This window comes from Streptomyces specialis (assembly GCF_001493375.1).
Taxonomy (GTDB): Bacteria; Actinomycetota; Actinomycetes; order Streptomycetales; family Streptomycetaceae; genus Streptomyces; species Streptomyces specialis.
Map to the genome: position 1 here is coordinate 111,467 of NZ_LN929838.1, position 14,629 is coordinate 126,095.

Consider the following 14,629-nt stretch of genomic DNA (forward strand, 5'->3'; position numbering starts at 1 on the left):
TCCCGTCTATACACCCCCGTACGCGGATTCTCCCGCCTGCACTTGCACAGTCGGCTCACGGCCGTGAATAGTGACGCGACACCCCCTTCCCACGGAGCCACCCCGATGACGGACTATCCGCCCGGCGATGCAGGACACGAGGGTGCACCCTGGGCAGAACCCGGCCGGCGCCACTGGTCGCAGTCCTCGGAAACGAGAGCGGTACAGGCTGGCGCCCGGCACTTCACCGCACGCCTGTTCACGGCATCACCCGCAGAGTTGTCCAGCGCACGGCACTACACCGCGGAAACCCTGGAACGCTGGGAGCTCTCCGCCACAATCGATGACGCCCGGTCCGTCATTTCCGAACTTATGGCCTGGGCTATGAGCGACACTTCCCCCGACAGCGTCTGGCTCGGACTGGCGCATCACAACGCGCTGTTATGCGTTCTCATCCCCCGCTTCGTCGACCCCTCCCGTGCCAGACGCCCCGCCGCGGCCTCCCGCTACCGGCGGCACATCATCAACGCGCTCACCCGCGAATGGGGTCGCACCCATGCCGCCGAAGGCACGGCCCTGTGGGCTCGCATCCCAGTCGCCCCGCAGCAACCGTGAAACCATCAGCCCCCAGTCATGCCCCCGTACTTGCTCGTCCGGTGGCCTACGAATCAGATCCGGCCGCGCAGGCACACCCCAGACAGCACGCGACCAAGCCCGGACGGCCACCGGACTTGCCAGCCCAACGGCGCTGGCGAGTCCGGTGGCGGGGGCGGATGAGCGCGTCGGAGCCGTCGGCGGCCTGCGCCCGTCGTCGGGCCGTACCAGCCGCGTGAGCGATGCGGCTGAAGCCGACCTGGAAGGTGCAGCCGGGCCGAGGCAGTCAGCCCAGCATGTATCACCCACCGCAATGCTCCGCAGGCCGCGATCAACGCGTTCCGGGCCTCTTGTAAAGCTTCTCGCAGACCTGGCCGCAGGGATTCACCGAGACATTAGCAGGGCGCTGATGACCAAGCTCGCCCGACCGGCAGGACCTGGCGACCCGTACCGTACGCTGCTGGAACAGCCCGGGCGCCTGGTGCTGGACCGCTGCTTCCTCAGCGAACTCGTCTACGGCCCCCTCCACCGGGGCCGTTCCCGACTGAGCTGGGCCCAGGCCCTCGACCTGGCCGAGGCCGTCACCCGTCGCGACGGACTCTTCCTCCACCTCACCGCACCCACCCATGTAATCCACGCCTGCCTCCGGGCCCGCGATGGCTCCGCCCCTGACCCCGCCGAACTGGAGGAACTCATCACCGCGTACCACCGGGTCTTCCAGACCGTCGGCGCCTACGCTCCCGTCCTCACCCTCGACACCGCCGGCGACGAACTCTCCTCCGCCGAGTGACACCCAGGCCCTCCGCGCACACCGGCCCCATCCTTCTCGCTAGGCTCCTCCCAGTACGATCCCCTTGCCCCCGGAGCAGCCTTGGATATCGCAGAGGCCCAGAAACTCGCCTGGGAAAACAAGATCGCCAAAGGCTTCAACACCAGCGATGTCGCCCTGGAGTTCGGCCTGCTCACCGCCGAGGTCGGCGAAGCCTTCACCGCCTGGCGCAAAGGACTGCCCGACCGTGGCGAAGAACTGGCCGATATCCTGCTCTACCTCGTTGCGATCGCCGAAATGCAAGGCATCGACCTCGACTCGGAAGTCGCCAGCAAGATCGAGAAAAACACCCGCCGTTCCTATCAACCCGGCGAAAACGGAACCCTGATCCGCACCTCCGAGGACTGAGCACTGCGAACGCAGCGACGACAGCGGCGCAGGGCTGACGTCGTATCCTCCCCAGGCCAGTGCCAGCCGCCGCTCGGGCAGCACAGGCTCACCATTGGCTCCATACACCGCTCGGCCACGTCGGTCACGGCCCGGCGGCTGCTGAGCCCGTCCACCGTGACCAGACCAGTTCGCCTACCCGCGTGCCCCCGCCCGCCTGCTGCCGATGAGGACCGCGATGACGTACACGCCGCCCGCCTGGCCCGTATCCGTCAAGGGCGTTGCGGTCGGCGCCCGCCAGCGGGTGCTGCTGCTGAAGAACGAACGGCAGGAGTGGGAACTGCCCGGCGGCCGGCTGGAGACAGACGCGCCGCCCGGCTGTGTCCGGGATGACAGTCCCGAGCAGGCGGTGGAACGCGAGCTGGCCGAAGAGACCGGCTGGGAGGTCAAAGCCGGACCGCTCATCGACGGCGGGGTGTGGATCTACGAACCTATCCCCGGTCGGCGGGTGCTCATCGTCACCTACGGCTGCTATGTGCTGACCCCCGAGGCCGAGCCAGTCCTCAGCCACGAACACAAACAGATCGGCCTCTTCTCCGCCGACGAGATCGACGCCCTGACCATGCCCCAGGGATACAAACGCTCCATCCACACCTGGTACGCCCACCTCGCCGCGAACCCCGGGTAAGTCGGGCATGGCCGAAGAGCAACGCCCGCTGCGGCCACCGCCGCTGGCCCCGCTCGCTCAGTGGCACTGGGCCACCCCCGCAGCCCAAGCCGTGTTGGCCGGCGGCAGCCTCGGCGCGATCCTGCGCTTCTACCGCGCCGTCCACCGCATCAACCAAACCGCACTCGGCGATCTCCTCGGCTACGACAAGACCACCATCTCCGCCCTGGAACTCGGCAAACGCACCCTGAACGACATCACCTCCCGACGCCGCATCGCCACCCTGCTGCGTCTACCCGCCCACATTCTCGGAGTGACCGATCCCGCCGACGCCGACCACCGCGCCATGCTCCAGTTCGGCAACTCCACCGTCCGCCTCGCCGAGATCGCCCGCCAGTCCGGGCACACCTCCGAAGCCGTCGCCGAACTGTGGCCGCTGGCCGCCCGCCTGGAAGCGCGCGTAAACGACGGCCACACCGAACGCCCCGCTCTGCGCCTGCTCGCCCGCGCCCGCGTCGGCCTCGGCGTCGCCCTGGGCAACGTCCTGCCCGAAGAACGCCTCGCCACAGCCGCACGCTGGACCGCCGGCTCCCTGCGGATCGCCCCCCACCTCGACGACCCCCGCTTCACCTCCTACGCGCTGCAGATGCACGGCAACGAGCTGCGCAAGGCCGGACTGCGCGGCGCGGCCGTCGAACGGCTGCACCACGCCGCGGCGCTGGCCCCCGACCGCGCCAACCGCGCCGCCGTCCTGCCGCTCTTAGCCCGTGCGGCCGGCGAAGCCAGCCAGACCTCGCTGTTCAACCCCTACGCCCTGCACGAGAGCCAGCTACGGGGCCTGGCCGCTACCGTCCGCATCAGCGCCGCGATCCGTCCGGCCGAAGCGGGCCCCCCGCCAGCTACTACCGCCGCGCCCCAGTAGCAGGTCATCGCCGCAGTGACAACAGGCCACCTCCGGCTCCTGGCCCACGACCGCGCCGCCGAGACACTGCCCTTCGCCATCAGCGAAGCCTCCCGCCTGCGCCTGCCCCACCAACTACAGCGCGTCCAGCGCGCGTCCACCGGACGGCTGCCCGACATCCACACGGTCGCTGAACATGCCCTGGACCGGCTACGGGCAGAGATGGCCACGTGACGGCACCACCGTAGGGCGCGCGCCGCGAGCTCAATGCCAGCCGACGCCCCATCCGGACGCGGCGCCGCCCGGCCACCGCGCCTGTGCGCTGCCGGGTGCAACCCGTTGACGCTGAAGAGCCCGTCGTCGCCGACGAGGCCACCGGCAACCACCTACCGCATCATCGCCCGCGACGCACAGCCGAGCCCCCTGGGCGCACGTCTGAAGCGTGTAGCGGAAGTCTGTGGCCTAGGCATCTTCTACGTATGGGTGGAGTCTTACGGGCTGAGCCGGTGTGGGTCGAGGTGTTCTCGGGGCCGCGGGAGCCGCAGTGCCGGCGGTTGGTGAGGGTGGTGCGTGAGCGGGGCGGTGACGGCCCCCGGATCGGCCGACCGTGGTATCTGCCGCTGCCGGAGCGGGTGTTGTGCGGCTCGGCGTGGATGTCACTGCGGTGTTCGGCTTGAGGCGCCAGCGCGCTGTGGATGGTCGATCATCGCGATAGCGTTCCGGTTCTCCCGGTGACACGAGCCCGGATCAACCGGTGTCACCCTTCTCGAACCTCACACTCCCGGAGCCGAGTCTCACGCCAGCTCGCCATCTGCTGTGATCTGCCTCACAGCATCGTTCAGCCTGGAGATCCACGTGAGTGAACGGGCGGCGAAATCCGCAGGTCAGATCGTTACAGTCACTTAACCATCATGCGATGATCTTACTTAAAGTGGCTGTCGATGATCATGGAGTGATTTTTTCTCGGCTGACATGAGTGATCCACTTCCAAAGTCGCTTGAGTGGTCTCAGGAGCCAACAGGTTCCCGGTACCCGTTACTTAGCGGGTACCTTCCCTCGACGAAGAGGAAGCACGTTGAGCGCGACGCGCGCATTCAGTACCGAGGCCGGGCCGATCCCGGCGGGCGGGAGAAGCGGTCAGCAGCACGACAGGAGGCTGCCGTGAGCACCGGCGATCGTCCCGGCGAGGATCCATCCCGCCACCGCGGTGACCGGCCGGCGCACGTCCCGGTAGACCTGCCACTGGACCTGCCTCTGGACGGCGAGGCCTTCTACATCATCCACCAGGAGCTCTACCACGACTACGCCGAGACATATCTCGGCGACCGCCGCACGGCCGAAGAAGTGGTGCACCGGGCCTTCCTTGAGATCCTGAGCGACTGGGACGAGTTCCTCCTCGCGGAGAACACCGACCAACGCGCATGGAGCGTCGTGCGGCGACACGTCGAACAGCAACTGGTCGACGAGGGACGGCCGGCGGCCTTCGTCGTCAACGGCGAGGTCCAGCAGGTCCTGCGGGCCACCCAGGACAAGTTCCGTTACCTGCACGGCAACCGCGGCCTGTACGAGGCCATGGCCGAACTGCCGCCCAGGCAGTTCGACGTCCTCGTGCTGCGCTACGTCGTCGGGTACGAGACCCGTCGCATCGCGTGGTTCATGGGGCTCGATGAACGCACCGTCGCCTATCACGGCCGCCGGGGCAAGGCCCGACTGCGGGCACGTCTGGGGATGCCCCCGGAGCGCTCGCGCCGGATCGAAGGAAAGGAGCACGACTGATGTCCATCAGCATCGAGGAGGCCCTGACAGAGGCCAGACTCCCCACCTCCCCACGGGACTTCGACGTCTCCGCCGCGCTGCGCCGCCTGGCCGTCGATGTCCGGCGGGTCCACACGGTGCGGGCTGCAAGGACCGGTACGTCCCCGACGGACGAGGCCCGGCGCAAGCTCGACGCCATCGCCCGCTGGATGACCAACCGCCCGGACGCCGCGACCCGCACCTCACGCCTCGTCTACGACCCCTCCCACAGCCGCCGCACAGCCCAGGAACGCCTCGACATCGAAGGCGCCCTGATCTTCGCGTGCCTGCTGTATCTGACCCAGCACCGGGAGAGTGCCCGGCTCTGGTGGCAGCTCACCGCCGGAGCCGGACACCGCACCGCGGCCTACTGCCTCCACCTGCACCACCTGGAACTCGGCCAGCAACGGGAAGCCAGGCACTGGCTCCAGCAGGCGACCGAAACACCGTGCGAGCCCAGGATCGCACCACCGGTCGAAGGCTTCTACGGAGTCCTGGAGGTGTTCGCCCGCATCTCCCGCAGGAACGGCACCGCCACCCGCGTGCCCACCGCGTCGATCCAGAAGGAAGTCAACCGCCTGGCCGAGGACTCCCCGCTCGGCTGGGGCATCGTCCCCCGCCCAGACCGCCGGCTCACCGACCGGCTCCACGACGCCACCCGACGCTGACCCCGGAAGACCCACTCGGGACCACAGACCAAGATCACCCTGCGGAAGTTCGGAGCGAGCGGCCGAACTACAACAGCGTCACCTGCTTAGCGGGTTAGCCATCCGACCTCTACGAGCGCGTGCCATACGCATCAAATTAGCGCCAGAAATGAGACAAATATGACGTGAAGTTCCATGACGCGCACCAGCGGACCCCAAGGACACACCCGACGAACCCGGCGCCCGGGCTCGAACAAGGCGTAGCCCACCACCACTGGAGGCGCAATGCGCGACCGGAGGTTCTGGAAAACCTTCACCCAAAATATCTGCGAACAGCTCCCTGAGCTGGCCCAGGCAACCTTCTGGATAGTCCTGACAGTGAAGGAGCTCTTGAACCGCTGAGCGCTTTCCCCCTACCGCAAATAGGGGGAAAGCACCCAGCAGGTCCGCTGCAAAGGCGCCCGCAGCGGGCCTTCTTCGCCTCCGGAGCGTCAGCGACGCTCGCCGAGCCCAGAAGGGTGAACCGGAGGGCCCAATGTGTGAACCTGCAACAGCGCCCCAGCATCCCGGCAAACGCAGGACAACGCAACACATACCCGGCTTGAGATCGGCGGTCTGGGCGCAGGGTGCCCGCCGCATGCGCGCACCGAGGGCTCTGCTCGAGCCAACCCGCTCAGTGGGCGCCGCTCAAGTCGGATGGTCAGCACCCTCACGACCGCCCGCGCCCTACGAAGCCGCTCTCCATCAGGCATTCGCACCAGCTGCGACGCCGCCTCGGCGAAGTCCACACCCCCGGCTCCAAGATCTCTTGGGTTCGGCGGCCAAATACCGTCCGACGCTCCTTCGGGCGGCGATCTCACCTCGCCTTCGTGGGTCTTGGTCCGCCGCAGCGTGAGCAACCAAGCGAGAATGCTTACTACTTGGCTCAGGCCCCGACATGGTTGCAGACCACGGCCGAAGTTGGCGGCGCCCATTCTGGACCGGGATCCTCGAGCTGTCCGACGGGGCAACGCTTGGCCGGTCGGGTCGAAGTCCTCAGCGACCTGACCGGAGCGAGTTGGAGAATCTCGGAGATGGGGCCAGCTGTCGAACATCACGGTTGCTCAGCGCGCGGACACGACTCCCCGAGCGGATCGCGAAGGACGCGTCCGTCCCCCGGCACATCACCCGCTGCCAGGGAGGAGATGACCTGCTGCCCGGTCAGGGTGGCTGCCGTGGCGAGGTCTGCTCCGTCGAGCCAGGCGCCGGTAAGGTCCGCCCCGTCGAGCCAGGTGTCGGTGAGCCGGGCATGGGTGAGCCATGCACCGGCCAGACTGGCCTCGTCCAGCCGGGCGCGAGGGAGGTCTGCCTCCTCGAGCAGCGCGTGGGTAAGGTTCGCCTTCTTGAGCTGGGCGTCGGCGAGGCATGACCTAAGACCGTGTCCTACGTGGTGAGTCGGCGGAGGCGTTTGTAGCAGCACAGGGTGGCGGCGAGTCCGAGAAAGGCCAGGTAGTTGCGGGGGTTGCGTTCGTAGCGTGGGGAGAGTCGGCGGTAGCCGGATAGCCAGGACATCGTGCGTTCGATCACCCATCTGTGGCGGCCTGACCGCTGGCTGGACTCGACGCCTTTGCGGGCGATACGGATCGCGATGTGCTTGCCGCGGAGCCATCTGCGCAGGTCGGGGTGGTCGTAGGCTTTGTCGGCATGGATCTTGCCGGGGCGGTAGTGCCGGCCGCGTTCGGGGTCGTGTCTCGATTGGAGACCAGCCAGCATCGGCTTCAGGCCCTCGCTGTCGTGGACGTTGCCACCTCAAGACAGCGACCACGACAGGCAGTCCGGTGCGGTCGGACAGGACATGCAGCTTGGAGCCGGGCTTACCCCGGTCCACGGGGCTCGGACCTGTGTGTTCGCCCCCTTTTTGGCCCGCACGTGGGCTGTGTCGAGGATGATCCGGGACAGGTCGAGAAGACCTCTGGCGGCGAGTTCGTCGAGCACGGCCCGGTGCAGCCAGCCCCATACCCCGGCCCGGGACCAGATCAGGAAACGGAATCGTTACCCGTGCTGACCTGCGGCGATGTGTTGACCTCCGAGAATCGGCCCGCATGTCCCCGCTTCGGTCCGAATCTCTCCGCATCAGCCCGCCGTTGCGCTCCCACGGGAGCATGCCGCAGGGACCTTTGGATGGCGGGGCTTGATAGCGCGCGTCAGCGGCCGAGGAAGCTTCGCAAGCCGTACCGGTCACGCCAGATCCGGCCCCGGGTTGGTCTCGTCGATCTCCCGAAGGAGTGCCCGACGCTTCCTCCGCGACAGCGAGTCGCCGTTTACACTGTGCATGGCCCACGGTACGGGGCAGGGGCCATCGTGCCGGTGATCTGGGCACAACACCTCTACCAGCCGGTCCATCAGTTCCTCATGGACGATGCTGGAGGCTACCAGCGCGATCTCGATCTGCCACAGCCTCGGTTCTTCCCCCGTGGTGTCGCATTCCATCCCTCTTGCTGCGGTCATGCGGGATTCCTTGATCCGAACTTGAATACTGGGCCATATCAGTGCGGTCACTCGCCGCCGCCTGATCGAACGCGCGCCTGTTTCCGGGAGCAACGGGCAACTCGGACCCGACAGTCCGAGTCTCCGGCGGTCACCCGCTCACACCGTCGTGGCGGTCATGGACTGCAACCACAGATGCTGCCGTAGGTTCCTCCCCACACCTGGCTTCGGAAGAGAAGGCCCCAGGAGTTGCGGTTGGCTCTTCTCATCCAGTTGGGCGGGTTGTGCATGTGGATGGCCCATCGGTTGTAGTTGATGTCGAAGAACTGCCTGATGCGGTTCTTGGTGCAGTCAAATCCTCGGCAGTGACGGGCGTAGCAGCCGCCAGGTGCCTGACGGACAGCGTCTCGTTTCGCGTCCCTCACCGCCTCTTCCTCCGAATGGCCCGAACCTGCCCCCCACACGTAGCCGGTGCAGTGCGATCCCCGGCCCGCTAGCTGGCACTTGGCCTTGCACTTCCATTTTCGGCCGTCGAGGTCATCCTGATTGATCGGGTCACTCGGATAACCATACCGATTGGCACCACCGCCCTCGACGGGATCCACGGAAAGGAAACGGCCGGCCGTGGAGTCGTAGAGGCGGAGGCCCATCAGCGTGTGCCCGGTGACGGTCTCGGCCGAGCGCTGCTTGGTGCCGAGCCACCCGTAGCGGACGGCCGGCTGGCCATCCCGGGGCGTCCCGTATTCATCGGCGTCCAAGGCGACCGGCGCCTGGGAAGTGTCGAGAGGGAGTTGGAGGGCGATGTCGCCGTGGACATTGGAGAGGTGAAGGACGGTGTCGCCGATGGCACTGGTCGTCGCGGCGAGTCCTCCCGAGAGGCCGACCACGTTGCGCGTCATGGCGCCGGTCGTGGGGTCCTCGACGATCCAGCGCGGGCTGTCCGAATCGCAGTCGTAGTGATTGACCATCGAACCGGCTGGGGTCCAGGTGCCCGAGGAGTTGGTCTCCAGAGTCCAGGAGCGGTAGCGCAGAGCCGCGTCCAGCTCCCACGTCTGGCGCTGGGTGCTCGTAGTCTGCTGACGGGCGGTGTCGTTGGTGTAGTAGCCGACGGTGATTCCACCGGGAAGGGTCGTGGTGCGGCCGAAGGCGTCGTACGTGTAGCCGGCGGCCGTGAGGCGGTCGGCCGAGTCGTAGGAGATGGTCTCGGAGATGCCACCACTTGCCGGGCACTCCTGGCCCGGTCCCGCCGTCGCTGTGGTGAGCGCGGTGCGGTTGGCACGAGCGTCGAAGGCGTACGACCTGCGCGAGCAGACAGTCTCGGAGGTGTCCAGGACGGTGACGAGACGGCCAGCCGCGTCGTAGCCGTAAGACTGGTCGGACCATCCGGCGTGGCTGGTGGTCTGCTCGTGGATGGACTGCCTCGTACTGTCGGAGTAGACCACCGCCGAGTCGCTGTCCCGGGTGTAGGTACGCCCGATCTCGCTTCCGGTGGTGTTGGTCCGGATGGTCATGGTGTAGCCGCCTGGCAGTCGTTCCCTGGCGACGCTGCCATCGGGATCGTAGGTCGCACTGAACGTCCCGGCGACGGAGTCAAAGGCCGAGGTGGCCAGGCCGCGGGGTTCGATGTCGTGGTCGTATGTGTAGGTGACCGTGGAGGGGACTGTGTCGGTGACCTTGACCGGGCGATTGAGGAGATCGTATTCGGTGGTGGTCGTGCCGCCGTCGGCGTCGGCGTAGGAGATAAGACGACCGAGACTGTCGTATTCCTTGGCGATCGTCCCGCCGGTCGGCGAACTGGTCGTGGTCGCACGCCCGGTGACGCTGTCATATCCGGTGGTGGTGGTCGGTACAGCGTGACCGGTTCCTCCGGTCACAGTGATCGTGGTGGCACGGCCCGCGCCATCGTAGGTGGTGCCGGTGGTGCGCGTGACGCCGTTGGCGCTGTTGCTGATCGATGTGGTATTGCCCCACGAGTCGTACTCGTAGGTACTGGTGGCCAATTGACTAGGGTTGCTGCCAGCGTCGGCGATGGTTCCGGCCGGGCCAGTGGAGCAGAGCATGTCGGCCCATTCGGGGCGTCCCTGGCAGGTGCCAGTGCCAGTGGCGGACCAGTAACGCGTCACGCGGGTGAGGGCGTCCGTGCCGGTGGCTCCCGGCGGAGTCTCAAGGGTGATCTGTCCGGTGTCGTCGTACTCGTAGGCGGTAGTGATGGCCAGGCCGCCGGGGTCCTCGACCTTGGTTACTGGCAGGCCGCGAGTCCAGTCGTACACGGTCTGATTGACCCGGCGTTCACCGTGAACCGCGGGGTGGTCTCGGACTTGAGCGCCGACCGTGCTCCTGGTGATCTGATCCCTCACGTTAGCAGTGCCGTCTGTCGGGCGGTCGGCATCGTACTCGTTGACCGTCCAAGAGCGGGCCGTCACCGATGTTCCAGAAGGAACCAGGACGGTGGATCCGGTCTTCAGGTCCTCGGTGAGGTCGATCCTGCGGAGCGGCCCGAACTCTTCGAGTTCACGTGTTCCTGTGCTGTTGTAGACGAAGGTCGTGGAGAGCAGCATGGCGCGTTCGGCCGAGGTGAGCTGGACGATGCCAAGGTCTGCTTGGGTCGCTTCGTCCTCGGCGGTGATGCCCAAGGCGATTGCTCGGTTGTTCGCCGAGAGCTCCCGTACGATGTTGCCGAACCGGTCCGACTCTATCGTGGTGATGTGACCTCCGGGTGCGGCGGAGTTCACCATGCGTCCGGAACTATCGAGATAGCTGATATTCGCACGGATGTACGATGAGACGGTGAGGTCAGAGCCAGAGTGGGATGGCGGGACGGCATCTGCGGGGAAGACGGCCGTGGCGTCGGTGGGGGTGTCGGTCTGGCCCCAGGCCCGCACGTCCGTGGCGCCCATGGCATGGGGAGCGTTGCCCCCGCTCAGGGGCACGTCGTAGACGACGGTCTGGACGGCGTTGCCGTCCACGATGTCGGTGCTGCCCTGGCGCAGGAAGGGGCGGCCGACGGACAGCAGCATCCCCTCACCTGCGGTGGGTGCGCTGCCGGCCAGGCCGTAGGTGAACGTCCACGGCTGGTCGGTGGTCGACTGGTAGGAGGTCACCCGCCCGGCGCTGTCGTAGCCGTAGGTGATGCCCGTGGACTGGTTCAGACGCGGGTTCCACTGCTGACGCAGACGGCCTTCGGTGTCGTACCGGTAGGTGGACACCGCGCGCGGGGTCGAGGAGGAGTCGCCCTTACCGGAGGCGTACAGCAGGATCTCCCTGACCTGGCCCGTGTAATCGCCGAAAGCGCCGGAGGTTGCAGTGGTGGAGGTGGCATAAACGAACTCCAGGACGCGGCAGCCCCTCACGGTAGGTGTAGCGAGGCATGTCTCATTGGAGTTGGCAGAGGAAGGGGCCACGATACGCCTGGGCCGGGCCAGCGTCTCGCCACCGACCGTTACTGTCTCAGATGAAATCGTGGTCGTAGAGACGTCCAGCCCTTCAAGGTGTGAGGACACAACCTGCCAGGCAGGGGAAGAAGTTTCAGGTTTGGTGAACTCGGTCACTACCCCGTCTGAGTCGGTCAAGGTGAACGACGCGTTGACGCCTCCCGTAAGGATGAGGCTCTCGGCGCCGGGCTCGGGTATCCAGCCTGTCCCCTGTGCCTCTGCGGTGAAATGAATCTCCGTGTTGTCGGCCTGGACAACGACGACGGCGGTCGCGGAGATCATGCGAATGTGGGAGTAGTCGGAGCCGGTCAGTTCGGCGATGGTGCCGGAGACCCATTCGTCACCGAAGATCGCCACCTGGCCTTCCTGGCCGGCGCCGGAGTCCCGCGAGGAAGCGGTACGGGAGACTGACATGCCGTAGTAGGAGGTATCCGACTCGATGAGGGTGTAGTCCCCGGTCAGCAGGTTCAGCGAGCCAGGGCCGATCTCCTCGGTCGCGGCATCATCGGCGTCGCGGTCCACAACGACGGTCAGCGGCTGGGAGGTGCCAGCGGCGCTGCCCGAACCGGTGAAGGAGGCCCGGATCTCGATGGTGCCGTCTGGATCGACCGTCTCAGCGGCGTTCCAGACGAGGGCGGCGTTCTTACCGTCCACCAGCGTGACGGGCCAGGAGGACACCGGCTGCCCTCCCCACGTGACATCGCCGGTGGGGATCGTGGTCCAGGAGTCGGCTTCGGAGCGGCGCCATGAGAAGGACACGGCGTCGTATTCGTCGGGGTCGGCCTCGGCGAGGAGGGGCAGGCGGCGTGCGGTCCGGTCGCCCTCGGCGGGCTGGAGGAAGCCGCCGGGGCCAGCGTGGAAGGTGTACTCAGCTGCTTCCGACTTGTTGTCGGCCTTGTCGACCGTGCGCACCTGGAGCGTGTGGGTGCCGTCGCGGGGCGGCGTGATGGTGATGGTCTTGTTGCCGGAGGCGCCGTTGGTGGTGACCTTGGTCCAGGTGATGCCGTCGTCGAGGGACCACTCCAGCCACTGGTGGTCGCCTCCGGCGGGCGGGGTGACGGTGAAGGTGCCGGACTGGTCGGCGCCTCCGGTCCAGGAAGTGGCGGGGTAGTCGGTGGAGGTGATCGTGGTGGGGGCGGAAGGAACGGTGGTATCGACGGTGAAGGTTTTCCACGCCGACCAGCCGGTGTTGTAGTGCGTCCCGTCGTAGGGACTGGTGCGGAACTTGTAGGTCTTGCCGTTGGTCAGCAGCCCGGCCGGCACCGTGACGGAGGCGACACGGCCCGAGGGCACGTAGGGCGAGACGATCACGTCGCCGACCTGGGTGTTGGTGACACTGTCGTGGATCTGGAAGGTGCCGTTGACCCGGTCCCCGTCCGGGTCGACGAAGGTGTCGCGCAGGGTGGGGGTCGTGGTGTTGACGGTGTAGGCGCCGCTGTAGGAGAAGTACGGCGGTCCGGCTTCCTGCTTGGTGCCGGTGCGCGGGCGGTAATTGTAGGTGACCGTCAGCTGCGGCGGGTTGGAGGCGGCGTTCCCGGAGCGGACCTGCTTCCACTGCTTGGTATCGGCCGAGGGGGCGCGGATGCCCATGTGCTCGCGGGTCGTGGCGGCCGAGGCCCACGTCTGCACCAGGTCGGTCACGTCCGCGCTGATCCAGCCGTCGCCGCCGCACTCGGAGCGCCCGGCGGTCTCGGTGGAGGTGGCGTACTGCTGGTTCCAGGTGGGCTGGCTGGTCCAGCGCGAGGCGGTCGAGGGGGTCCCGGTGTCCCACACAGCCCAGGTCGCGGGCTGGCAGTCGGTATTGCCCGAGTGGACGTTGTACAGCTCCAGCTCAGCATCGCTGACCAGCGCATCGCGAATCGGAGAGGTGTCCCAGGTGATGAACGAGCGGGCGTAGCGCGGGGTACCGTCCGCGTTCGTGGTGCCCGGGTTCCCGATGTGCAGTTCGGTGTCCGTGGACAGGTCGGCGGTCTCGCCCTGCTTGACGTAGGTGTCGAAGACGTTGCCCAGCGCCGACGTGGAGGGGTCGACCGTCACCGGGAACTGGGTATCGGGGTCGGTGAGGAAGTCCGCGTCGGGGGTGAGGACTATCTCCAGGCTGTCGCCGTTGACGGTGAAGTCGGTTTCCACCGGCACGGTGCGGGTGTGCTCGCCGGAGGTCTCGTCGACGGTGGCGTCCCACATCACCGGTGCCGGCATCGTCGCCCGCTTCTTGCCCGACTCCGCATCGGTGAAGACGATGCTGCCGTCCTCCTGCGGCTCGGCCTCAAGGCCCTCGGTCTCGATCGGCAGCGAGTAGGAGAACTGCCCGTCCTCGGGCGGGCTGGTGATCTCGACGTACTGCTCAAAGCCGGTGCGGGTGGCTTCCACGACCACGTCCGCGCCGGGCAGCGCCTCGGTGTAGCGGGCGACGGTGTCCTCGATCTCCGGCTCGGGCAGACCACCGTGCCAGCCGAGGGTGACCTGCTCATCCCCAGGGCCGAGCTGGACCAGGTCGCGGGTCGGGGCGTCCCCAGCCTCCTCCAGCGAGTCCACCGGGGTGCCGCCCTCCCCGGCCACTTCCAGGCCGGAGGGATGCGCGCGGGAGGCGAACCCGCCTTCTCCGTCCGCCTCAAGGCTCACGTCCACGTCGACCCATTCGCCGTCGCGCTCGAAGCGGACCGGCCCGGCCGACAGTTCCGTGGTGAGGGAGCCGTCGGGATTCACCCAGGTCGTCGAGGTCTCGGTCCGCTCGGCGAGCGCCTCGACGCGCTCGCCGCCCAGCCGGGCCGCCACCCGCGCCGAGGTGAGGTCCGCCGCCTGGGTGACGGTCGGGTCGGAGGTGCCCGTGTCCTCGCGGACTCCGGGGGCTTCTTCGGTGACAGCGAAGGCGACGCCGCTTTCCCCTGTCACCAGCGCCGTTTCCAGCGCCAGCAGAAACGCGGCGCCAAGCGCCGTCCGGGTCAGGAAGCCTTCCCGTCGGGCGAAGGCCAGGGATGCGGCCCGCCACGCGGG

Annotated in this window: 11 protein-coding genes and 2 pseudogenes; 9 read left to right on the forward strand and 4 right to left on the reverse strand. The window is 67.4% G+C overall.

Annotated features, from left to right (window positions below):
• Positions 1–105 precede the first annotated feature (105 nt).
• From BN2279_RS29205 to BN2279_RS08465, 9 genes and pseudogenes are all read left to right on the forward strand, one after another.
• Positions 106–594: a hypothetical protein gene (locus BN2279_RS29205; RefSeq protein WP_159037141.1), complete on the forward strand. Its 489-nt coding sequence runs from the start codon at positions 106–108 to the stop codon at positions 592–594.
• 388 nt (positions 595–982) lie between these two features.
• Complete coding sequence (locus BN2279_RS08435; protein ID WP_059008017.1) at positions 983–1,363, forward strand: hypothetical protein; 381 nt, start codon at positions 983–985, stop codon at positions 1,361–1,363.
• Between the two features lie 81 nt (positions 1,364–1,444).
• On the forward strand, positions 1,445–1,750 hold the full coding sequence (locus BN2279_RS08440; protein WP_059008019.1) for a MazG nucleotide pyrophosphohydrolase domain-containing protein: 306 nt from the start codon (positions 1,445–1,447) through the stop codon (positions 1,748–1,750).
• Between the two features lie 217 nt (positions 1,751–1,967).
• Positions 1,968–2,417 carry an NUDIX hydrolase gene (locus tag BN2279_RS08445; protein ID WP_059008021.1) on the forward strand — a complete coding sequence of 150 codons (450 nt, stop codon included), beginning with the start codon at positions 1,968–1,970 and terminating at the stop codon, positions 2,415–2,417.
• A 7-nt stretch (positions 2,418–2,424) separates the two neighbouring features.
• Positions 2,425–3,318, forward strand: coding sequence for a helix-turn-helix transcriptional regulator (locus BN2279_RS29825; RefSeq protein ID WP_199827673.1), 894 nt, complete (start codon positions 2,425–2,427; stop codon positions 3,316–3,318).
• Positions 3,319–3,333: 15 nt separating this feature from the next.
• A complete protein-coding gene (locus BN2279_RS08455) occupies positions 3,334–3,531 on the forward strand; it encodes a hypothetical protein (RefSeq protein WP_059008023.1) in 198 nt (65 codons plus the stop codon).
• Positions 3,532–3,776: 245 nt separating this feature from the next.
• Positions 3,777–3,935: pseudogene (locus BN2279_RS31430) on the forward strand (IS5/IS1182 family transposase); the annotation flags it as partial.
• A 523-nt stretch (positions 3,936–4,458) separates the two neighbouring features.
• Complete coding sequence (locus BN2279_RS08460; RefSeq protein ID WP_059008026.1) at positions 4,459–5,073, forward strand: RNA polymerase sigma factor; 615 nt, start codon at positions 4,459–4,461, stop codon at positions 5,071–5,073.
• The gene (locus tag BN2279_RS08465) at positions 5,073–5,759 is read left to right on the forward strand and encodes a hypothetical protein (protein ID WP_059008027.1); all 687 of its coding nucleotides are present in this window, start codon (positions 5,073–5,075) and stop codon (positions 5,757–5,759) included. The genes BN2279_RS08460 and BN2279_RS08465 overlap by 1 nt, the downstream gene beginning before the upstream one ends.
• Positions 5,760–6,831: 1,072 nt before the next feature.
• On the opposite strand, the gene BN2279_RS31435 is transcribed toward BN2279_RS08465, so the two are convergent.
• From BN2279_RS31435 to BN2279_RS08480, 4 genes and pseudogenes are all read right to left on the reverse strand, one after another.
• Complete coding sequence (locus BN2279_RS31435) at positions 6,832–7,197, reverse strand: pentapeptide repeat-containing protein (RefSeq protein WP_079031985.1); 366 nt, start codon at positions 7,195–7,197, stop codon at positions 6,832–6,834.
• Positions 7,161–7,763 (reverse strand): annotated as a pseudogene (locus BN2279_RS28480) (IS5 family transposase); the annotation flags it as partial. The pseudogene BN2279_RS28480 and the gene BN2279_RS31435, both read right to left, overlap by 37 nt.
• A gap of 192 nt (positions 7,764–7,955) precedes the next feature.
• A complete protein-coding gene (locus tag BN2279_RS08475; RefSeq protein ID WP_159037142.1) occupies positions 7,956–8,225 on the reverse strand; it encodes a hypothetical protein in 270 nt (89 codons plus the stop codon).
• A gap of 155 nt (positions 8,226–8,380) precedes the next feature.
• The gene (locus BN2279_RS08480; RefSeq protein WP_407702211.1) at positions 8,381–14,542 is read right to left on the reverse strand and encodes a DNRLRE domain-containing protein; all 6,162 of its coding nucleotides are present in this window, start codon (positions 14,540–14,542) and stop codon (positions 8,381–8,383) included.
• Between the last annotated feature and the right edge of the window lie 87 nt (positions 14,543–14,629).

What these genes read in the sequence shown, in the direction of transcription:
- BN2279_RS29205 (WP_159037141.1), top strand. Translation starts at nt 106, where the DNA reads ATGACGGACTATCCGCCCGGCGATGCAGGACACGAGGGTGCACCCTGG.
- BN2279_RS08435 (WP_059008017.1), top strand. Translation starts at nt 983, where the DNA reads ATGACCAAGCTCGCCCGACCGGCAGGACCTGGCGACCCGTACCGTACG.
- BN2279_RS08445 (WP_059008021.1), top strand. Translation starts at nt 1,968, where the DNA reads ATGACGTACACGCCGCCCGCCTGGCCCGTATCCGTCAAGGGCGTTGCG.
- BN2279_RS29825 (WP_199827673.1), top strand. Translation starts at nt 2,425, where the DNA reads ATGGCCGAAGAGCAACGCCCGCTGCGGCCACCGCCGCTGGCCCCGCTC.
- BN2279_RS08465 (WP_059008027.1), top strand. Translation starts at nt 5,073, where the DNA reads ATGTCCATCAGCATCGAGGAGGCCCTGACAGAGGCCAGACTCCCCACC.
- BN2279_RS08475 (WP_159037142.1), bottom strand. Translation starts at nt 8,225, where the DNA reads ATGACCGCAGCAAGAGGGATGGAATGCGACACCACGGGGGAAGAACCG.